At 59.2% G+C, this 21033-nt stretch carries 21 protein-coding genes; 13 read left to right on the forward strand and 8 right to left on the reverse strand.

Going from position 1 to position 21033, the window contains the following annotated elements; genetic code table 11:
- Positions 1-13 precede the first annotated feature (13 nt).
- Together HMPREF9720_RS09500 and HMPREF9720_RS15900 are read left to right on the forward strand one after the other, a co-directional pair.
- Positions 14-556 carry a DUF4251 domain-containing protein gene (locus HMPREF9720_RS09500; protein ID WP_009598015.1) on the forward strand — a complete coding sequence of 181 codons (543 nt, stop codon included), beginning with the start codon at positions 14-16 and terminating at the stop codon, positions 554-556.
- Position 557: 1 nt separating this feature from the next.
- Positions 558-1493, forward strand: coding sequence for a hypothetical protein (locus HMPREF9720_RS15900; protein ID WP_014776243.1), 936 nt, complete (start codon positions 558-560; stop codon positions 1491-1493).
- A gap of 78 nt (positions 1494-1571) precedes the next feature.
- On the opposite strand, the gene ispF is transcribed toward HMPREF9720_RS15900, so the two are convergent.
- Positions 1572-2054: a 2-C-methyl-D-erythritol 2,4-cyclodiphosphate synthase gene (ispF, locus tag HMPREF9720_RS09510; RefSeq protein WP_009598041.1), complete on the reverse strand. Its 483-nt coding sequence runs from the start codon at positions 2052-2054 to the stop codon at positions 1572-1574.
- Between the two features lie 221 nt (positions 2055-2275).
- Here ispF and HMPREF9720_RS09515 point away from each other — a divergent pair, with 221 nt between their 5' ends.
- On the forward strand, positions 2276-3727 hold the full coding sequence (locus HMPREF9720_RS09515; protein ID WP_009598064.1) for an aminoacyl-histidine dipeptidase: 1452 nt from the start codon (positions 2276-2278) through the stop codon (positions 3725-3727).
- 59 nt (positions 3728-3786) lie between these two features.
- Here the strand turns inward: HMPREF9720_RS09515 and HMPREF9720_RS09520 are convergent, their stop codons facing one another.
- A complete protein-coding gene (locus HMPREF9720_RS09520; protein WP_009598010.1) occupies positions 3787-4302 on the reverse strand; it encodes a DUF4251 domain-containing protein in 516 nt (171 codons plus the stop codon).
- Between the two features lie 62 nt (positions 4303-4364).
- Positions 4365-4979 carry a hypothetical protein gene (locus tag HMPREF9720_RS15445; RefSeq protein WP_014776246.1) on the reverse strand — a complete coding sequence of 205 codons (615 nt, stop codon included), beginning with the start codon at positions 4977-4979 and terminating at the stop codon, positions 4365-4367.
- 278 nt (positions 4980-5257) lie between these two features.
- On the opposite strand from HMPREF9720_RS15445, the gene HMPREF9720_RS09525 reads away from it, so the two are divergent.
- The 5 genes from HMPREF9720_RS09525 to obgE all read left to right on the forward strand — a co-directional run bounded on the left by HMPREF9720_RS09525 (position 5258) and on the right by obgE (position 11312).
- On the forward strand, positions 5258-7684 hold the full coding sequence (locus HMPREF9720_RS09525) for a TonB-dependent receptor (RefSeq protein WP_254654380.1): 2427 nt from the start codon (positions 5258-5260) through the stop codon (positions 7682-7684).
- Positions 7685-7775: 91 nt separating this feature from the next.
- Positions 7776-8882 (forward strand): alanine dehydrogenase, encoded by a 1107-nt coding sequence (gene ald, locus HMPREF9720_RS09530; protein ID WP_009597985.1) that lies wholly within the window; start codon positions 7776-7778, stop codon positions 8880-8882.
- A 289-nt stretch (positions 8883-9171) separates the two neighbouring features.
- The gene (locus HMPREF9720_RS09540; protein WP_009598097.1) at positions 9172-9492 is read left to right on the forward strand and encodes a hypothetical protein; all 321 of its coding nucleotides are present in this window, start codon (positions 9172-9174) and stop codon (positions 9490-9492) included.
- A complete protein-coding gene (locus HMPREF9720_RS09545; RefSeq protein ID WP_009598090.1) occupies positions 9479-10144 on the forward strand; it encodes an ATP-binding cassette domain-containing protein in 666 nt (221 codons plus the stop codon). Before HMPREF9720_RS09540 ends, HMPREF9720_RS09545 begins: the two co-directional genes overlap by 14 nt.
- Before the next feature lie 154 nt (positions 10145-10298).
- Complete coding sequence (obgE, locus tag HMPREF9720_RS09550) at positions 10299-11312, forward strand: GTPase ObgE (RefSeq protein WP_009598009.1); 1014 nt, start codon at positions 10299-10301, stop codon at positions 11310-11312.
- Here the strand turns inward: obgE and HMPREF9720_RS09555 are convergent.
- Genes HMPREF9720_RS09555 through serB form a run of 3 tightly spaced genes read right to left on the reverse strand, consistent with a single transcriptional unit; the run spans position 11242 to position 14043 of the window.
- Complete coding sequence (locus HMPREF9720_RS09555; protein ID WP_039940327.1) at positions 11242-12072, reverse strand: DUF5689 domain-containing protein; 831 nt, start codon at positions 12070-12072, stop codon at positions 11242-11244. The genes obgE and HMPREF9720_RS09555 overlap by 71 nt on opposite strands.
- Positions 12050-12814, reverse strand: a complete 765-nt coding sequence (locus tag HMPREF9720_RS09560) for a DUF5689 domain-containing protein (protein WP_009597921.1) — start codon at positions 12812-12814, stop codon at positions 12050-12052. The genes HMPREF9720_RS09555 and HMPREF9720_RS09560 overlap by 23 nt, the downstream gene beginning before the upstream one ends.
- Positions 12815-12822: 8 nt before the next feature.
- Positions 12823-14043, reverse strand: coding sequence for a phosphoserine phosphatase SerB (gene serB, locus HMPREF9720_RS09565; protein ID WP_009598021.1), 1221 nt, complete (start codon positions 14041-14043; stop codon positions 12823-12825).
- Between the two features lie 94 nt (positions 14044-14137).
- On the opposite strand from serB, the gene HMPREF9720_RS09570 reads away from it, so the two are divergent.
- From HMPREF9720_RS09570 to HMPREF9720_RS09585, 4 genes are all read left to right on the forward strand, one after another.
- On the forward strand, positions 14138-15061 hold the full coding sequence (locus tag HMPREF9720_RS09570) for a mechanosensitive ion channel family protein (RefSeq protein ID WP_009598016.1): 924 nt from the start codon (positions 14138-14140) through the stop codon (positions 15059-15061).
- Between the two features lie 11 nt (positions 15062-15072).
- Positions 15073-15525, forward strand: a complete 453-nt coding sequence (locus HMPREF9720_RS09575) for a hypothetical protein (protein ID WP_009597954.1) — start codon at positions 15073-15075, stop codon at positions 15523-15525.
- Between the two features lie 21 nt (positions 15526-15546).
- Positions 15547-15951: a DUF5606 family protein gene (locus HMPREF9720_RS09580; protein WP_009598040.1), complete on the forward strand. Its 405-nt coding sequence runs from the start codon at positions 15547-15549 to the stop codon at positions 15949-15951.
- A 131-nt stretch (positions 15952-16082) separates the two neighbouring features.
- Complete coding sequence (locus HMPREF9720_RS09585) at positions 16083-16577, forward strand: methylglyoxal synthase (protein WP_039940329.1); 495 nt, start codon at positions 16083-16085, stop codon at positions 16575-16577.
- 14 nt (positions 16578-16591) lie between these two features.
- Here the strand turns inward: HMPREF9720_RS09585 and dusB are convergent, their stop codons facing one another.
- Both dusB and HMPREF9720_RS09595 read right to left on the reverse strand, forming a co-directional pair.
- Positions 16592-17614, reverse strand: a complete 1023-nt coding sequence (dusB, locus tag HMPREF9720_RS09590) for a tRNA dihydrouridine synthase DusB (protein WP_009598096.1) — start codon at positions 17612-17614, stop codon at positions 16592-16594.
- Positions 17611-18897, reverse strand: a complete 1287-nt coding sequence (locus HMPREF9720_RS09595; RefSeq protein ID WP_039940330.1) for a hemolysin family protein — start codon at positions 18895-18897, stop codon at positions 17611-17613. Before HMPREF9720_RS09595 ends, dusB begins: the two co-directional genes overlap by 4 nt.
- Positions 18898-19038: 141 nt before the next feature.
- Between HMPREF9720_RS09595 and argS the strand changes: the two genes are divergently transcribed.
- On the forward strand, positions 19039-20820 hold the full coding sequence (gene argS / locus HMPREF9720_RS09600) for an arginine--tRNA ligase (protein ID WP_009598030.1): 1782 nt from the start codon (positions 19039-19041) through the stop codon (positions 20818-20820).
- Positions 20821-21033: the final 213 nt, after the last annotated feature.

Consider the following 21033-nt stretch of genomic DNA (forward strand, 5'->3'; position numbering starts at 1 on the left):
TCTTTTATGTGCTATGAAAAAAACAGTTATTATCGTCGTGGGCCTGCTGCTCTGCGTAGTCGGCGCTACCGTGATCGGACAGAAAAAGAATCTGTCGCCCAAAGAAGAGCGCCGCGAGGTGCGTGAGAAAAGACGTGCGGACCGTATCGCCAGTTTTGAGAAAACGATGGATTCGGTCATCCTTTCGCGCAATTTCCAGTTCAACCCCCAGACCATGCAGCGCCAGCCGGCCGGCCCCATGCGTCAGATCATGAATCCGGCCTTCAACGTCGGAGTATGGGACGGTACGGTGGACATCTGCCTGCCTTACATCAAAGGCTACGTGCCGCCTTACTACGTCATGATACTCAACTATACGGTTCCCAACGTGCAGGGATATACGACCGAGCAGACCCACGAAGGCTGGATGGTGACCTTCTCGACTTCGCTCTTCTCGGCTTCGACCTATACCTTCACCTTCGAGATCTTCACCCGTACGGGCGGCGCCAACCTGACGATCACCAATCCGTGGTACAACCCCGTGGAGTACTCCGGAAGCATTTCTCAGCTCTATTAGTATGAAATCCGGGTTGCAAAGCCGGACGGGGTTCCGCACCCCGTCGCCGGAGGGCAGGGCAGTGCGCCGCGCCGCCGTGCCGGCAAGTCCGGAACGTTTCCGGCGGCATCCTGCGGAAGACCGCACGCCGGACGCTGTGCCGGAACCGCAGGAATGCAGTCCGCAGTCAGAACCCCCCGCTTCGGCGGGGGCTTTTGTCCTGCGGCGGTTGAAAACAGGCCGGGCGCTCCTCTGCGCGGCGGCTCTTTTCTGGCTGATGCCGGTCGCCGCCCAGTCTCCGCAAGCGGCTGCACCGTCTCCGCAAGCGGCCACCCAATCTCCGCAAGCTTCATCCTCTCCGCAGGTTCCGTCCTCCCCGCAGTTTTCGCTGGGCACTTCGGCCGTGGACAGCGTGCCGCAGACGACCGTGGTTCCCGTCCAGCAGCAGCCCGTGCAGCTCGTCGAGCACACGACGGTCTATGAAGACCCAGCCCGCGGCATGACTCGCCCCGAACGCCGGGCCTACCGGGCTAGACTCTATGCGCAGAAGATCGACTCGCTGGTGCAGTCGCGCGACTACATGTTCTTTCCGAACAGCATGCAGGAGATTCCCGGCGGCCTTATCCGCAGCATCTATGCCGACTACTTCTTTTTCGGCATGTTCGTCGATCACGTCGAAATCCACCTGCCTACCGAACGGGGCGTTACGCAATACGTCGAAATGCTCAATTTCGACTCGATGTCGATCCGCAGTTATCAGGCCGCGCGCTTGCAGTGGGGGTGGTGCATCTCGTTCGATGTCGCCGACGGCAATAGGGTCTATCACGCCGAATTTGCCGTTTCGACGGCTACCGGCGAGACGGTGCTGACGCTGCTGACGCCCGACGTTACGATGCGTTACGTCGGCTGGCTGTGGAACAAGCGGATGGGCGATCCGAAGTTCCGGCGGATAGACTGACGCCGGCGGAAAATCCCGGAACAGGCGGAGCGGCCCCGAAAAGCCGCTCCGTTTTTTTATTCGCCAAGCCGTTTTGGCTCAGCTTTTGTAGATCAATGCCACGGCCGAGACGGAAACTCCCTCCTCGCGCCCTTCGAAACCGAGATGCTCTGTGGTCGTAGCTTTGACCGACACCCGGTCATCGCCTACGCCCATTGCACCGGCCATTGCGGCGCGCATCGCGTCGATATGGGGCCGGAGCTTGGGCCGCTGCATCCGGATCGTACAATCGACATTCCCGATTTCGTATCCCCGTTCGCGCAGCAGCGCCGCAACCCTGCGGAGCAGAATTTTCGAATCTATTCCCGCGAAGTCGTCCGACGTGTCGGGGAAGTGCAGCCCGATGTCGCCCAGCGCCGCGGCGCCCAGCAGCGCGTCGCATACGGCGTGTATCGCCACGTCGCCGTCCGAATGCGCGACGCATCCTTTCGTGTGGGGAATCTCGATTCCGCCCAGTATCAGCCGCAGGCCGTCCGCCAGCGCATGCACGTCGTATCCGTGTCCTATCCTGAAATCGGTCATATGGTCTCCGTTTTTTTGCGTAAAGATAATCGAACCGGCATGTAAAAGCAAATTTATTTGCCCGCCGCGTTTCCGCTGCAAAAAACAGGACCTGAGATACCGAAAATTGCGCTGTTTTTAATATCTTTGTAAAAAATACCCTCGCTCTGCGGAGCCGGATTCGCAGAACGTTCCGGAAATCCGGCGGGGGATGAAGAACGGACTTTAATTTATCATAGGATATGTCAGCAATTACCAATCTGGAACCCCGCATCGTCTGGGAGCAGTTCGACGCCATCACACGGGTTCCGCGCCCCTCGAAGAAGGAGGGCAGGATCATCGAATTTCTGGTCGATTTCGCCCGGAAGCACAATCTCGAATACAAGAAGGACGCCATCGGCAACGTGGTGATGCGCAAGCCCGCCACGCCGGGCTTCGAGAACCGTCCGACGGTTATCCTCCAGTCGCATATGGACATGGTCTGCGAGAAGAACTCCGACGTGGAGTTCGATTTCGACCGGGACCCGATCCGCACGCGCATCGACGGCGGGTGGGTCAGGGCCGAAGGCACGACGCTCGGCGCCGACTGCGGTATCGGCATGGCCGCCGCGCTGGCTGTCCTGATCGACCCCGCCGTGGAGCACGGCCCCGTCGAAGCGCTCTTTACGGTCGACGAGGAGACGGGCCTGACCGGAGCCTTCGAGCTGGGCGAAGATATGCTTACGGGCAAATACCTCGTCAACCTCGATTCGGAGGACGAGGGCGAGATCTTCATCGGCTGCGCCGGCGGCATCGACACGGTCGCCACGTTCCGCTATACGATGGAGGAGGCTCCGAAAAACTACGCCTTCTTCCGGGTTGATGTCTCGGACCTGCAGGGCGGACATTCGGGCGACGACATCGACAAGGGCCGCGTCAATTCCAACAAGACCGTCGCACGTCTGTTGTGGGACGGCATGCAGAGCTACGAGCTGAAGCTGAGCTGGTTCGACGGCGGCAACCTGCGCAATGCGATTCCCCGCGAGGCCTATGCGATCTTCGGCGTTCCGGTCCGGTTCAAGGATGAGTTCATCAAACGCTACAAACTTTTCGCCGCCGATCTCGAAGCCGAGTTCCGTCTGCGCGAACCCAACTTCAAGATCACGCTCAACGAAATGCCGCAGGTCGATCGGGTGCTCGACGCCCGGACGCAGTTCGGACTGGTCTATTCGCTGGTGGGCGTGCCCAACGGCGTGATCGCCATGTCGTTCGCCGTGCCGGGGCTGGTCGAGACCTCCACCAATCTCGCTTCGGTCAAATTCGTGGGGGACGACCGCATCGTCGTCACCTCGTCCCAGCGGTCGTCCGTCGAGAGCGCCAAGACCTATGTAATGCAGATGGTCGAATCGGTATTTGCGCTGGCCGGGGCCGATGTCGCTCACTCCGACGGCTATCCGGGCTGGACGCCCGACCCGCAGTCGGCCCTGCTCGCAAAGACGGTCGATGCCTACAAACGGCTGTTCGGCGCCGATCCCAAGGTCCGTGCGATCCATGCCGGACTGGAGTGCGGCCTGTTCCTCGAAAAATACCCCGAACTGGAAATGGTTTCGTTCGGCCCGACCCTGCGCGGCGTACACTCGCCCGACGAACGGCTCGAAATCGCCACGGTTCCCAAATTCTGGGACCTGCTGCTCGAAGTGCTTAAAACCGTCTGATTCCGACGATTATGTTATTCGAACCGGGAGACCCTTTGAAAAGGTCTCCCGGTTTTGTGTCATTCGGTCGCCAGCGGGTATACGTATCCTTTGAAATTAACAATATTTTGTCCGGAATGTCCTCTATTGATATTAACAAAGCATTGATTCGTATTTTTATATAATATAATTATTAGTTCTCTGTCCTGCCATTTCTCAGCACCTTTAATTAGCATATGAAATTGTATGTCGCCGTTCTTTTTGGCTGAACCTTTCGTTATTTCGGCATTATCGCTTTCCGTATTCCGGTTCGAGGGAATCTGGGATGGAAAATCCTGTGACATCCGGATAACGGCGTGACTGCCTTGCATGGATACATAGCTGTTCGTGGAATTGACCGGGGCCTTGTCCGACGGAAAATGGAACTCGTCGATTTTAATGATAAAATTCCGCTCTTCCAGTGCTTTCAAAGCCTGCGTATAAAGTACCTCTTCCGCTGTGCTTTTACCGGGGGTATTCCCGCTCTTTTGTGCCGCACAGCCTGCCAGTGCCATAATCAGTATAATTATAGACAGCGGTTTTAATATGGTTTTCATAGTTGGAATGGTTTAATCGGTATAAACTGCCCAACATAATTGATTGAGCAGCTCATGTGGTATTATCTGCATGTCGCAAACGCTTTCACGGCGGCTTCGCTGGCATCAAGTATCCCCGAACCTTTAAATCCCGTTAAGTTTCGCCCTTCGTTGAGTAGAAATCTTGTGTATTCTCTTTCTACGGTTGTCGAATTGTGGTATTTAGGATAGAGAATCCGCACGGTCCGATACCATGCGTATTCGACTGCTTCCGCATAGCCCGGTGTCAGTCTGTATTGCGAGGAATTTCTAAGTTCGTTGTAATACTTCATGGCACAGGGGGTCTCGTACCACGGCTCCGGTGCGAATTTCGGAAATTTTCCATTAGGTAATTCGATTCGGTTATAATCAAATCCCGCACCACCACCTCCTCCCGTGTCGAATCCTACGGTGTTCTTAATGTAATCGGCAAATGTGAGAATCAAAATACCGTGACTATCGCTGTATTCTTCTTTACATCCGGGTCTGCCACAATGACTTTGCCAACCCGCATTTAGATCGAATCCGCATTTGGAATCTGGACAGGTCCAATGGAATGCACTGGATCTTGTTGCGACCACGTCATCCGGAACTGTCCGATCGACGGTCAGATCGTCATTACTGCAATTGCTCGAAAGCAATCCGCTACCTGCAACCATAAAGGCTGTAAAGAAGTTTTTTTCTGAATTCTGAAAGTTTTTTCATAGGAAATAAGTGTAAGTGGGTGGTGAATATTATACAAGCTATTCATTAACTTTATGAGCAATATAATAAAATAAATTGAAACAAACTAATAATAAATTGATTATTTTTTTATCGAACCGTCCTTTTCGGCGTCAAATACCATCAGTCTGAACATCGCTGCTGCAAACGCTTCGGTTTTTTATTGGTGAAGTGACAAAATTAGTTATATTTGTATTCCGAAAATTCGCTGTGCATGATCCCGAAATACGGTTGTCTGCTGGTCGGCCTGCTCACCGTATGCGGTGCCGCGGCCCAGCATCCCGATGACGAATATTACCCCTATGCCGCCCGGCAGGAGGAGCGTACGCCGCTTCTGCTGACCGACTCGACGCTGTTTTACCGCGCCGTGCAGACGACTCCTGACCTCTATGCCGAACATACCGCCTTCAACCTGCCTTATGTCTCCGTGAAACGCCGGGGCCTGAATTACCGCGACGAATCCGCCTCGGTCGGGGTTGTACGGCTTTCGTCTCGGTATTTCGGGGCGATGCGCCTGTTGGGGGCCGATGAAGTACGCTATGGAGGGCTTGCGGCGGCGGACGGCGTTACGGGCGGAGTCGGTGGTTTGCGCTTGTTCCGGTTTACGGCCGATTATCCGCAGGCGTCGCGCTATACCGCCGTCAGTTTTACGGACCGCAGCTATCTGGCCGGGGCGCGGCTGTCCGTCACCGAACCGCTCGGCTGCGGATGGAGCGGTACGGCGGCTCTCGACGCCCGTACGGGGCGCGACATGCACGTCGAAGGCGTCTTCACCAATGCGCTGACTGCGAGTCTGCGCGCCGCGAAGCGGTTCGGCGACGATCACAACCTGAGCCTGATGCTCATCGTTCCGCCCTCGGTCCGGGGTACGCGTCTCTCCTCGGCCGAAGAGGCGTTCCGGCTTACGGGCGACCGGCTCTATAACCCCGCATGGGGATTCCAGCACGGCAAGGTCCGCAATTCGCGCGTGCGGCGGGAGTTCGTGCCGCTGGCTGTCGTCTCCTACCGGATGCCGGTTTCGCAATCGACGTCGCTTGCCGCCGATTTCAGCGCGGAGTACGGCACGCGCAAATACAGTGCGCTGGGATGGTACGACGCCCGCACGCCGATGCCCGACAACTACCGCTACCTGCCCGGTTATACCGGTGACCGCGAGACCGAGCAGGCGTGGCGGGCCGGCGACGCGCGCTATACGCAGATCGACTGGGACGAACTGATCGCCCAGAACCGCATGGCGGCGGGCCATGCCGTCTATGCCCTCGAAGACCGCGCCGAGCGGCTCGGCGACCTGAACTTCAGCGCCCTGTTTACGACTGCGCTCGACGCCCGGCTGACACTGCGTTACGACTTGGTTCTCCGCCATGCGCGGTCGCGCAATTACAAGCAGATGCGCGACCTGCTGGGTGCGGAGTATATCACCGACATCGACCAGTATCTGGTGGACGACGATACCTACAGCAACCTTCTGCAGAACGACCTGCGGCGTCCCGACCGTACGATCCGCAAGGGCGGCAGGTTCGGCTACGATTATGCGCTGACGACGCGCCGGGCCGATGCGCGGCTGCATGCCGAATACCGCTCCGACCGCTTCCGCGCCGATCTCGTCCTTTCGCTGGGCGCCGCCGCAGTCTGCCGCCGCGGGTATTACGAGAAGGAGCTTTTCCCCGGCGCACAGTCGTACGGCCGTTCGCGCCGGGTGCGGTTTACGCCCTATACCCTCAAAGCGACCGCCGGCTGGGCCTTCTCGCCCCGCAGTTACCTCGAAGCGTCGGCCGCCGCCGAAGCCGTGCTGCCCGACGCCGCGGACCTTTTCTACCAGCCGCAGTACAACAACCGCGTCATCGACGATCCCTGTCCCGAACGCCGCTATGCCGCCGAAATCAATTACAGCCGTACGGGCGAAACGCTGACCCTGCGGTTTTCGGCTTATCTCTTGGCAATGTTCGACGGCGTCGAGACCCGTCGTTACTACGATGACATGGCGGGCGTATTCTGCGACATGGCTGCGACGCGGATCGGACGCATGGCCTGCGGCGTCGAAGCCGCCGCCGACATCCGGCTCTCTTACCGCTGGAGTCTGTCGCTCGCCGCATCTGCGGGGCGTTACAAATTCATCCGCAACCCGCGGATAACCGTGATCTCCGACGTCGATAATTCGGTCGTGGACGCCCGTGCCGTGAGCCACCTGAACGGTTGCACGCCCGGCGGCGCGCCGCAGCTGACGACCTGCGCCGAACTGGGTTACTTCGGTCCGAAAGGATGGGGATTCAAAACTTCGGCGGGATACGCCGGCGCGCGTTACGTCGAACCGTCGCTGCTGCGGCGCACCGAGCGGATCGCCCGTCAGGGCGGCACGACGCGGGAGATGTTCGACGCCTTCACCCGTCAGCAGCGGCTCGGCGACGCCTTTACCCTCGACGCGGCGCTTTTCAAAACCTTCTGGTTCGACCGTTCGCGGCTGACGGCGTCGCTGATCCTGCGCAATCTGCTGGGCGACGGCGACACCGTTTACAGCGCTTACGAGTCGCAGCGCGTGCGCCGCATCCGTTCGGGCGACACGCTCTGCTATGCTCCCCATGCGACGCGCCTTACCTATGCCTATCCCCGTTCGTTCTATCTTACAGTCTCTTACCGATTTTAGGACGTAAGTAAAAAAACGGCCGATTTTTTTTGGATTTCGACATGGAATTCGTAACTTAAAGGTCGAAAAACCATTAAAACTTCAAAATTCCATGATTATCGGTATTCCCAAAGAGATCAAGAACAACGAGAATCGCGTTGCTCTCACCCCCTCCGGCGCTCAGGAGCTGACCAAACGGGGTCACAAGGTTTATGTGCAGGCTTCGGCCGGTGTGAACAGCGGTTTTGCCGATGATGCCTATACGGCGGTAGGGGCGGAGATGCTTCCCACGATCGAAGACGTCTACGCCCGCGCCGAGATGATTATCAAGGTCAAGGAGCCGATCGCCCCTGAGTACCAGCTGATCCGCAAGGACCAGCTGGTCTTCACCTTCTTCCACTTCGCCAGCAGCGAACCTCTCACCCGCGCCATGATCGACAGCGGGGCGGTGTGCTGCGCCTACGAGACCGTCGAACGGGCCGACCGCTCTCTGCCGCTGCTGATCCCGATGTCCGAGGTCGCGGGCCGCATGGCCACGCAGGAGGGCCGCTACTTCCTTGAGAAACCTCGCGGCGGCAAGGGTATCCTGCTGGGCGGCGTTCCGGGCGTGAAACCCGCCAAGGTCTTCGTCATCGGCGCAGGCGTGGTCGGCACGGCCGCGGCGCGTACGGCCGCCGGAACGGGAGCCGACGTCACGATCTGCGATATTTCGCTGCAGCGTCTCACGTACCTTGCCGACGTGATGCCCAAGAACGTCAAAACCCTGATGTCTTCGGAATACAACATCCGCGAGGAGCTCAAGCGCGCCGATCTGGTCGTCGGCTCGGTGCTGATTCCGGGCGCCAAGGCTCCGAAGCTCGTCACGCGCGATATGCTGAAGGAGATGGAACCCGGCACGGTGATGGTCGACGTGGCCATCGACCAAGGCGGCTGCTTCGAGACGTCGCGGCCTACGACGCACGAGGACCCCGTCTATTATGTGGACGGCATCCTGCACTACTGTGTGGCCAATATTCCGGGTGCGGTGCCCTATACCTCGACGCTGGCGCTCACCAATGCGACGCTTCCCTACGCCATCCAGCTGGCCGACAAGGGTTGGCGGCGGGCTTGCCGGGAAAACCGCGAACTCGAACTGGGACTCAACATCGTGCAGGGCAAGGTGGTCTACAAGCCCGTCGCCGATGCGTGGGGACTCGACTACGAGCCGCTGACGCTGTAGTTTCCGCCGTGCGATTTCTGCAGCGTGATTTCTGCCGCGTGACTTCTGCCGCTGGATTTTCGCCGTGCACTTACTCCCTACAGCGGTCGCGCCGCATCCGGCCGTCCCGTATGCCGTCGGCAAGGCGCCGGTCCGCCCGGCGCACGGAGTTCACAGTTCCTGCGATCCGGCGTGGCGTGGCGCAGCGTCGTTCGTGCGGCGGGCCGATTCGGACGGCCGTGTGCAGTTTTATTCGTTCAAGGATACGGAGAAGCTCTGCTTCTCCGTTTTTTATGCGTATATTTGAACGATGATCCGCAAACTCCTGCTCATACTCCGTTTTTACTACTCGGCCATGTTTTTCTTCTGCGCGGCGGTGAGCGTGGCGCTTGCGTGGCTGGTCAAGGTGCACGGTCCGGAGATCATTCCGATGTGCATGCTCGGCAAGGCGGCGGTCTATCCGCTGTATCTCTATGTCTGGATCGTACAGCGTTACGGCGATGAATTCTTCTATTACCGCAATCTGGGCGTCCGGCGGCGCGAACTGCTGGGCGTAAGCTGCGCCGCGGACTTTGTCTTGTGTTACGTATTGTTGAAACTGACGGCCCTTTTCCTGTATGAACCCCTCTGAAAAACATACCCTCGAAATCGACTCGGTCGAATTGTCGTTCGGCGACCGGCGTATCCTTTCGGGCGTCTATCTGGCGGTCGAGACGGGCGGCGTCTCTGCCGTTCTGGGCCGCAACGGCTGCGGCAAGAGCTGTCTGATGAAGATTCTCTGCGGCTCCCTGCAGGCCGGTTTCCGGTCTATGCGCATCGACGGCGTGTGGCACGACCGCTTCCGGGCCGACGAAGTGCGTTACCTGCCGCAGCAGGGTTTCATTCCCGGCTGGCTGACGCTGGACCGGGTGCTGCGGGATTACGACATGACGCGCGGCGACCTGCTGAAATGGTTTCCGCTCTTCGAAAAACTGTTCGGAACCAAGATTTACGCGATGTCGGGCGGCGAACGGCGGATTCTGGAATGTTACCTGATCCTGCGCAGCCCCACGCGGTTCATACTGCTCGACGAGCCTTTTTCGCAGGTTGCGCCCCTGCATGTCTCCGCGCTTAAGCGACTGATCCTGCAGGAGCGGGCGTCCAAAGGCATTCTCCTGACCGACCATATGCACCGCCACGTCACCGACCTCGCCGACCGCCTTTACGTCATGGCCGACGGCCGGGCCTACCTCGCGCAGGGCGAAGAAGACCTCGTCAGATACGGTTATCTGACGCATTTATAGCGATTGTGCGGCCGGCCGATTTGTTTTTGCGCCCGGCTTGCACTATCTTTGCCGCAAACAAACTCCGGCTTAGACAGGCTGCGCTCCGGCATAGCCCAATGAATTTGGCTTTGCACCCGGCTTGCACTGTCTTTGCACCCCAATACGGCACATTATGGCAGGATCGAATTTTGTAGATTACGTAAAGATATTCGCCCGTTCGGGTCACGGCGGAGCCGGCTCGGCGCATTTCCGCCGCGAGAAATTCGTGGCTTTCGGCGGTCCCGACGGCGGCGACGGCGGCAAGGGCGGCAGTATCGTCCTGCAGGGCGACAGCCAGTACTGGACCCTGATCCACCTCAAATACCAGCGTCACCAGTTCGCCGAGGACGGCCAGTGCGGTTCGGGCGCCCGTTCGTCGGGCAAGGACGCCAAGGACATCGTGATTCCCGTGCCGCTGGGTACGGTTGCGAAACGGATCGTCACGCAGGAGGACGGCACGGAAACCGTCGAGACGGTGGGGGAGGTTACCGCCGACGGAGAACGGCTGGTGCTGCTGCATGGCGGCCGCGGAGGTCTCGGCAACTGGCATTTCAAAAGCGCCACCAACCAGACGCCGCGCTACGCCCAGCCGGGCGAAGAGGGCGACGAAGGGGCTTTCATTCTCGAACTGAAGGTGCTGGCCGACGTGGGACTGGTGGGCTTTCCCAATGCGGGCAAGAGTACGCTGCTCGCGGCTGTTTCCGCCGCCAAACCCAAGATCGCCAACTATGCCTTCACCACGCTCGAACCCAATCTGGGCATCGTGGAGGTTCGCGACCATAAATCGTTCGTCATGGCCGACATTCCCGGCATCATCGAGGGGGCGCACGAGGGCCGCGGACTCGGCACCCGCTTTCTGCGCCATATCGAGCGCAATTCGGTGCTGCTGTTCATGATTCCCGCCGACAGCGACGACGTTCGGCGCGATTACGAAGTCCTGCTGGGCGAACTGACGCAGTACAATCCCGAACTGCTCGACAAGGAGCGCCTGCTGGCCGTCACCAAGTGCGACATGCTGGACGAGGAGCTGATCGAGCAGATGAAACCCCACCTGCCCGAAGGCATTCCCTCGGTCTTTATTTCGTCGGTTTCGGGGCTGAATATTTCCCGGTTGAAGGATATGCTCTGGGAAGCCCTGCAGCGTTAGCGAATTCGACGCGCCGCTCCGAGACGCGGAGCGTGTATTTCCCGTTGAAATAGTCGATAATTCCATATACGGAACCCGTGCCCTGCGGTACGGGTTCCGTTGCGTATGCGCATGTCCCCAGCGTCCGGACCCGGAATGTCCGGCCTTGGGCGTCGGTCAGCGTCCGTTCGGAGGTCTGCGGTTCCGAGGTCTCCGGATCGGTGTCGCACCACGGCCCCGCTTCGGTGAACCGTACTCCTTCGAAACATACGTAGGTGTCTGTCTGCCGAGGGCCGATGGCGTCGAACGTACATACGGCCGGCCGCGGCCGGCGGTCCTTGTCCGGATTGCGGCGCAGATAGCGTTCTAGCTCTTCACGCGGAATCCGCCCTACGCCGTAATCGCCGTCGGGCGCGACTCCGAGCTGAATCTTGCCGCCGTAATCGCCCAGCGTAAGCCCGTTGCAGAAGATGGTGACGGCCGCTCCGACCGGGTAGTCGAAAGCGAGTCGGGTGCCGTCGATCAGGACCGAAATCCCGCCGCTGGCATCCTCGACGACGAGCGTCTTGTAAAATTCGCCGTAGAAATCGTTGCCCGTGACGACGCCTTCGAGCGTGATGTCCTCCGTTACGGCGACGCTGTTTGCGGTGCAGCGCGCCTTGAGGTCCGCAATGGTGTGCACGCCGCCGGGAGCGCCGCCCTCGAACGAGAGTTTCGACGTCCGGTCGCAGGCCGTCAGCAGCAGGAGCGCCAGCAGTTTAATACATGCAGTCGTTTTCATCGCGGATTTTGAGCAGGTAACGGCCTTTGCCGGCGTCGTCGTATTGCAGAATGCCCGTGAGCGAACAGCTCTTTCCGGCGGGGACCTCTTCGCCGGCGAACTCGGCGTAATTGCGGACATAGGTGTATATTTCGGCTCCTCCGGCGTCGGTGAAGCGTTTGTACCCCGCCCACGTGCCGGGCGTAAGGTCTTCGGGCGTGTAACTCAGACCGTCAATCCGCACCAGCGTCCCGCACCGCTTCGGCGTGAGTTCCGCAATCGTCAGCAGAGCGGGTGCGACCGGCTGCGGGGCTTCGCCGGTGCGACTCACGGCGGCGTCCAGCGCGGCTTTCGAGCCGAGGTAATCCGTTGCGAAGCCGCTTCCCGCGGCGGGTTTCCGTCCGACCTGCAATATGCCGCGGCTTTCGCCCAGCGCCAGCCCCTTCAGCCGCAGCGTAACGCGGCTTCCCGGTGGAAAGTCGTTGTGCAGATGGTCGATACCAGCCATTACCTCAAGTCCTGCTCCATCTTCCTCGACGCAGAATGTGCGGTAGAAGTTTTCCTCCGCATCGCTGGTGTTCACCCGACCCGACACCACCACGTCGGTCGCAATCACGAACGTCGTCCCGGCGTACAGTTGGCGCAATTGGGCGATGGTCGCCGTTGTTGGTTCCGGTTCCTCGCCGCCGCTCCGTTCCCCGAACCGGGAGTCGTAACACCCGGTCAGCAGCAGAAAGGCGCATAACAGCGGCAGGCGTCGCATAAGCTCCGTTATTCGATGCGTGAATCCTTCAGACCGAGGAAGTAGAGGATGCCGTCCAGTCCGATGGTCGAGATCGACTGCCGGGCGGTGGCCTTCACTTTGGGTTTGGCATGGAAAGCGATGCCCAGACCGGCGAGATTGAGCATCGGCAGGTCGTTGGCGCCGTCGCCGACAGCTACCGACTGGGCGATGTTGATCTCCTCGAACTGGCAGAGCAGGCGCAGCAGCTCGGCTTTGCGGCGGCCGTCCACCACCTCGCCCACGTAGCGGCCCGTGAGTTTGCCCTCCTCAATTTCCAGCTCGTTGGCATATACGTAGTCGAATCCGTATTTCTGGCGCAGGTAGTTGCCGAAGTAGGTGAAGCCGCCCGACAGAATGGCCGTCTTGTAACCCACGCGCTTGAGGATGGTCATCATGCGCTCCAGCCCTTCGGTGATGGGCAGGCTGCGGGCGATCTCCTCCATGACCGAGACGTCGAGACCCTTGAGCAGGGCCACGCGGCGCGAGAAACTCTCGCGGAAGTCGATTTCGCCGCGCATGGCGCTGGCCGTGATCGCCCGCACCTCCTCGCCGACTCCGGCGCGTTCGGCCAGTTCGTCGATCACCTCGGTCTCGATCAGCGTCGAATCCATGTCGAAGCAGATCAGGCGGCGGCTGCGGCGGTAGATGTCGTCCTTCTGGAACGAGACGTCGAGACCGATCTCCGAGAGATTCATGAATCCCTCCTGCATGGTGCTGCGCTCCTCGTCGGTGAGCGACCCGCGCACCGAAAGCTCGATGCATGATTTGGCCGCACGGTCATCCTCGCTGAGCGGGATGCGGCCTGTCAGACGCTTCATGGCGTCGATGTTGAGTCCGTGCTCGGCCACGACGCTGGTCACCTCGGCGATATGCCGAGCCGTGACGGTGCGCCCCAGCAGGGTTATGATGTATCGGTTTTTGCCCTGACGGCCCACCCAGTCCTCGTATTTCCGCTCCGAAATCGGCGTGAAGCGGATCATCACGCCCAGCTCCGAAGCCTTGAACAGCAGCTCTTTCATGATGTTTCCCGACTTGTCGGCCGTGGTCTTGAACAGGATGCCCAGCGTCAGCGACTGGTGGATATTGGCCTGACCGATGTCGAGGATGAAGGCGTCGTAGCGCGCGAGTATTTCGGTGAGCGAAGAGGTCATTCCCGGCTTGTCTTCGCCTGAGATGTTTATCTGGATAATTTCAACGTTGTTCTGCATCGTTTCCTGTTTCCTTTTGGTAAATTCGTAGACAAAGTTAGTAAACTTTCTTTTTTTGGTTATTTTTGCACGATAAACTTAAAAATCGGACTTTATGTGGTCTTTTCTCGTGCCGTTTTTTACGGAAACGCCCGAAGCGCCTTTGATCCTGCCCGACAGCGTGCAGAAAGCCAATCTCGCCGAAGCGGTGAATAAAATCATCCATCTGGACGTGGGCGACATGCTGCGCTCTCTGCTTTCCGAATCCGTCTGGATACTGGTGAAGATCCTGATCGCGCTGGCCATCTATTTTATCGGCCGCTGGATCGTGCGCCGCATCGTGCGGCTGCTCGACGCCGCATTCGAGCGCCGTCAGGTGGACACTTCGCTCCGCTCGTTCCTGCGCAATACCGTCAAGGTGGTCTTCACGCTCATCCTGCTGATGATCGTCGTGCAGACCCTCGGCGTCAACGTCACTTCGCTCATCGCCCTCTTCTCGGCCGCCACGCTGGCCATCGGTATGGCCTTGAGCGGCACGGCCCAGAACTTCGCGGGCGGCGTGATGATCCTGCTGATGAAACCTTACCGGGTCGGCGATTTCATTTCGGCGCAGGGCCAGTCGGGCACGGTGCGCGAGATCAAACTCTTCTCGACGGTCATCACCACCGGGGACAACCAGACCATTTATATTCCTAACAATTCCATTGCCACGGCGATCATCGACAATTATTCGACCTCCGAGACGCGCCGCGTGGACTGGACGATCGGCATTTCGTACGGCGACGACGTCGATGCGGCGCGGAGGGCGCTTCTCGACCTGCTGGCCGCCGACAGCCGTGTGCTGACCGACCCGGCTCCCGTGGTGTGGGTTGCGGCGCTCGCCGACAGCTCGGTGAACCTTTCGGTGCGCGCATGGGTGAAAAACGCCGATTACTGGGACGTGTTTTTCGAGAACAACGAAAAAATCTACAAACTGCTGCCGCTCAAGGGCATCAGCTTCCCCTTCCCGCAGATGGACGTACATGTGAAACAAAACTAAGTGAGGAGTATATGAAAAAATTATTGTTTGCCGCAGCCGCAGTCTGGCTGCTGGCCGCCTGCAACAAGGAGCTTGGTCCCGAATACGAGACGCCGCCCGTTTTCGACGAAGTGACTTTCACGACGGCGACGCAGCCGGACAAAATCACCGAACCGGTGAAGGTGGACGAGGTCGTGTGGGTGAATGCGACGGTATCCTGCCCGTACAAGGTCAAACAGGTGTGGCTTGCCTACTTCGTGGACGGCGACGAGTCCAATGTGGTGACGACTACGCCTTTCAATTACGACGCCACCACCGTTACGTTCAGGGAGCGGATTCCGGGACAGAAGGCCGGAGCGAAAGTGTCGTTTCAGGTGCTTACCCGTTCCGATTATGTCTTCATGTGGACCCAGACGTATACCTACAAGGTCGAGGGCGGCGAAGACGAAGAAAAGCCGAATCCCGACCTGCCGGACGAAAACTAATTTTTATCAGAGATATCGTTTATGGAATTAAAAGAAATTCTGGCCATTTCGGGCCAGCCCGGACTTTATAAATACGTGGCGCAGTCCACCAACGGCGTGATCGTCGAGTCGCTGCTCGACGGCAGGCGGATGAACGCCTCGGCGTCGTCGAAGGTCAGCTCCCTGACCGAGATTTCGATGTTCACCGAAGGCGAGGACATTGCGCTGGCGGACGTCTTTACCAAAATCTATGCGCATACGGGCGGCAAGGAGGCCATCAGCCCCAAGGAGGCGCCTGAGAAGCTGAAAGCCGCTTTCGCCGAGGTCCTTCCCGAATACGACCGCGACCGGGTGCACGTATCCGACATGAAGAAGTGCTTCGCGTGGTACAACATTCTGGTCAGGGCCGGTTTTACGGAGTTCAAACTCCCGTCCGAAGCCGAATAGAAAAAGTCCCGCTCCGAGAGCGGGACTTTTTCGTTGTCTCCGGTGTGATTCCGGCTTTTTTCATGCCGCCGAATTCGCGGTTTATATTATCTTTGTGCAATAGCGAAACAAACATTCAAGCAACTGACATTATGGAACGAAGGACGAAAGTGCTGGCATTGGTTGCCCACGACAACATGAAGCACGATCTGGCCGAATGGGTGGACTGGAACAGCAAAAAACTCGGCCGTCACCATCTGGTCTGCACGGGTACGACCGGCAAGATGGTCGAAAAGACGCTGCGCGACCACCGGGAAGAGTACGAGGGTGGCGAGGAGATCGAAGAGCTTCCCGATCTGAGGATCACGCTGCTCAAATCCGGTCCGCTGGGCGGCGACCAGCAGTTGGGTTCGCTGATCGCCGACGGCAAGATCGACGCCCTGATTTTCTTCTGGGACCCGATGTCGGCCCAGCCGCACGACGTGGACGTCAAGGCCCTGCTGCGTCTGGCCACGCTCTACAACGTGCCGACGGCCATCAACCGTTCGTCGGCCGATTTTCTGATCTCTTCGCCGCTTTTCGAGGACGACGGGTACGTACCCGTCGTCAAGGACTACAAAGCCTATGTCGAGCGCGTGCTGAAATAGGCTGGCGCGCCGTTTTACAGGTCGTGCGACAGCGGGGCGGGAACCGTCCCGCTTACGTCGAAGTCGCCCCAGCGCCGGGCGATCGAGTCGAGCGTGTCGAACAGTTCGGGGATGTCGAGCGACGTGACGAGCTTCAGGCGCGTCGGCTTGAAGTCGGGCAGTCCCTTGAAATAATTGGACAGATGACGGCGCATTTCGAGGATGCCCACGAATTCGCCCTTTACTTCGAGCGACTTGCGCAGATGCTCCTTGGCGATTTCGACCCGTTCGCACACCGACGGCTGCGGGAGCACTTCGCCCGTGGCCAGATAGTGCTTCACCTCGCGGAAGATCCACGGCCGCCCGTAGGTCGCCCGGCCGATCATCACGCCGTCCACGCCGTAGCGGTCGAACATCTCCGCGGCCTTCGGTCCCGAATCCACGTCGCCGTTGCCGATGATCGGGATATGTATCTGCGGGTTGTTCTTCACTTTGCCGATCAGCGTCCAGTCCGCTTCGCCGCGGTACATCTGGGCGCGTGTGCGGCCGTGAACGGTGAGCGCGGCGATGCCCACGTCCTGCAAGCGCAATGCGATCTCCTCGATGTTCTTCGACTCCTCGTCCCAGCCCAGCCGCGTTTTGACGGTCACGGGCTTGCGCACCGCCTGCACGATCCGGCGCGTCATCTCGACCATCAGCGGCACGTCGCGCATCATGCCCGATCCGGCGCCGCGCCCGGCGATTTTCTTCACCGGGCAGCCGAAGTTGATGTCTATGATGTCGGGACCGGCCGCTTCGGCCATGCGGGCCGCTTCGACCATCGGTTCGATCAGGTGGCCGTAAAGCTGGATGCCCACGGGACGCTCCGCTGCGTCGATTTCGAGTTTTTTGAGCGACTTGGCCGCGTCGCGGATCAGCCCGTCCGACGAAATGAATTCCGTATAGACCACGTCGGCCCCGAACCGCTTGCACATGTAGCGGAACGAAGGGTCGGTCACGTCTTCCATCGGCGCCAGCAGCAGGGGCTTTTCGCCGAGTTCTATATCAGCTATTTTCATGGGTTCTGGTTCGTTTTTTCCGATGTTTCGCAGGCGAGGATCTTGTCTATGCGGGCGCCGTCCATGTCGACGATCTCGAACGTGAAGGTGTTCCACCTCAGTTTTTCGCCCGTCTGCGGAATATGCCCCAGCTCGTCGAGGATCAGGCCGCTGAGGGTGTTGTAGAGGTTGTTCGGGTAGACGTCCTCCAGCCCGTAGCAGACCAGAAAATCGTAAAACGGGCACTGCCCGTCGATCAGGCAGCTGCCGTCCTCCCGGTGAACGATGTCCGGCTCCTCCCGCTCTTCGGGAATCGAGCCTACCAGCGCTTCGAAGATGTCGTGCAGGGTGACGATGCCCTGCGTCACGCCGAATTCGTCGCAGACGATGCCGTAGCCGACCTGCTCGCTGCGGAGTTGTTCCAGCGCGGTGTACACTTGGGTCTCCTCGTGGAAGAATTTTGCCGGACGCAGTATGGATGCGACGTCGAAATCCTCCTCGCCGATGTGCGTGAAGAGGTCCTTGAGGTATATCACGCCGGCCAGCCGGTCGAGGTTGCTGCGGGCGGCGGGGTAGAGCGTGTGGGGTTCCCTGCCGACCAGCTCGCGGATCTCTGCGGGCGTCATGGCGGGGTCTATCCATGCGATTTCGCTGCGGTGCGTCATGATCGAACCCACCTTGCGGTCGCCGAGCGAGAATACGCGGCCGACGATCTGCTGTTCGACGATCTGCACTTCTCCGTCTTCGGTCCCCTCCTGAATGATCGATTTGATCTCCTCCTCGGTGACCTTGCTCTCCGTATCCCGTATTCCGAGCAGGCGGGTGATAAGCTCGATGCTGCGCGAAAGCAGCCATACGAAGGGCGACGTCACCTTGGCGAGCACCTGCATCGGCCGTGCGACGAGTATGGCGACCCGTTCGGCGCTTTTCATGCCGATGCGTTTGGGCACCAGCTCGCCGAAGACGATCGTGAGGTAGGTTACGACGATGACGATAAGTATCTGGGCGACCGGAACGGCCGTGCGGAGCGGCATGCCCAGCGATGCGAGCATCGCGCCGAAGCGGCCGGCCAGCGCTTCGCCCGAATAGATACCCGTCAGGATGCCGATCAGGGTGATGCCTATCTGAATCGTGGAAAGGAATCTGTCCGGGTCCTGAGCCAGCTGGAGGGCTTTGGCGGCCGCCTTGTTGCCCTGCTTGGCGCGTGCCGTCAGGTTCGAGCGGCGCGCCGAGATCAGCGCGATTTCCGACATTGCGAAAAGCCCGTTGAGCAGGATCAGCAGGATAATGATGATGATTTCCATGAAAAGCGTGTAATGTAGCGGCAAAGATAAGCATTGTTTGGAATTTCGGGGGCGCCGCGGCCGCAATTTGTGAGAATTATGGCTTTGCGGGATTGGTTATTAGCCGAAAAACGCTAAATTTGCAGGCAAATCTTTTGTGTTATGAATATTGAAAACTTTATTTCGGATGCGGTCCGCCGTTCGGTGGAGGCGCTTTACGGTCCGCTCGACGGCGAACAACTGCAGATTCAGAAGACCCGCAGGGAGTTCGAGGGCGATTACACCCTCGTGACGTTTCCGTTGCTGCGACGAAGCCGCAAGTCGCCCGAAGCCACCGCGACCGAGATAGGCGAATATATGACGGCCAACGTGCCGGAAGTCAAGTCGTTCAACGTCATCAAGGGTTTCCTGAACCTGACCCTCGACTGCGCGTTCTGGGCCGCGCGTTTTGCGGAGATCGCCGCCGATGCGAACTTCGGGCAGGCTCCCGACACGGGACGTACGGTGATGATCGAATACTCGTCGCCCAACACCAACAAACCCCTGCATCTGGGCCATATCCGCAACAACCTGCTGGGTTACTCCGTGGCGCAGATACTCAGGGCCAACGGCCATAACGTCATCAAGGCCAATCTGGTGAACGACCGCGGCATCCATATCTGCAAGTCGATGCTGGCTTGGAAGCTTTACGGCAACGGCGAGACACCCGCTTCGTCGGGCATGAAGGGCGACCACCTCGTCGGCAAATACTACGTCGAGTTCGACAAGCATTACAAGGCCCAGATCAAGGAGCTGACGGCGCAGGGCCAAACCGAGGAGGAGGCCAAGAAAAACGCCCCTGTGATGCTCGAAGCGCAGGAGATGCTGCGCAAATGGGAGGCCAAGGACCCCGAAGTCTACTCGCTCTGGGAGACGATGAACGGCTGGGTGTACGAAGGTTTCGACGTGACTTACAAGGCGCTGGGCGTCGATTTCGACAAAATCTATTACGAGTCGCAGACCTACCTGCTGGGCAAGAGTCTCGTCGAGGAGGGACTCCGCAAGGGCGTGTTCTACCGCCGCGACGACAATTCGGTCTGGATCGACCTTACGGCCGACGGACTGGACGAGAAACTGCTCCTGCGCGGCGACGGCACCTCGGTCTACATGACGCAGGACCTCGGCACGGCTTACCGCCGCTTCGAGGAGAACAGGCTCGACGACATGATTTATGTCGTGGGCAACGAGCAGAACTACCATTTTCAGGTGTTGAAGCTCATCCTCAAGAAACTGGGCTATGCCGACTGGAGCGACCATATCACGCACCTTTCCTACGGCATGGTGGAGCTTCCCGAAGGCAAGATGAAGTCGCGCGAAGGCACGGTGGTCGATGCCGACGACCTGATCGCAGACATGGTATCCACGGCCCGCGAGATGTCGGACGAGCTGGGCAAGCTCGACGGCTGTACGGAAGAGGAGGCCGACGCCGTTTCCACGATGGTTGGATTGGGCGCGCTCAAGTATTTCATCCTGAAGGTGGACCCGAAAAAGACGATGCTTTTCGATCCGCGCGAGTCGATCGACTTCAACGGCAACACCGGCCCGTTCATCCAATATACCCATGCGCGTATCTGCTCGGTGCTGCGCAAGGCCGCCGAAGCCGGCATCGACTTCTCCGGTGCGGCGCAGGCGGATTACCTGCCCGAAGAGATCGCCCTCGTGAAATCGCTGACCGAATATCCGTCGGTCGTTGCCGCCGCAGGCGAGAACTTCGCGCCTTCGATCGTCGGCGCCTATGTGTACGAGCTGGCCAAGCAGTTCAACGGTTACTACCACGACCATTCGATTCTCAAGGAGGAGAACGACGAAACCCGCAGAATGCGTCTCCAGCTGGCTCAGCAGGTCGCCCGCGTCATCCGCAGCGGCATGAAACTGCTCGGCATCGACGTTCCGGAACGGATGTAATTCTCCGGCGCGGATGCAATTTGCCGCACCGTCCGGGCGGAATGCCTTTTTTTGTGCCGAGACCGGGACGAAGAGGGTGGGGCGTTGCCGCGGCAGAATCCGGCCGGGTTTCCGCCACTTTCGGACGCCGAGCCAGAGCGCGGCGTCTCCCGGATGAAAGGCAAAAGTCTGGGCCGTCTGTTTCTTCGGCTACGATAAAAAAGAGGAAGATCG

Source organism: Alistipes sp. HGB5 (assembly GCF_000183485.2).
Classification (GTDB): Bacteria; Bacteroidota; Bacteroidia; order Bacteroidales; family Rikenellaceae; genus Alistipes; species Alistipes finegoldii.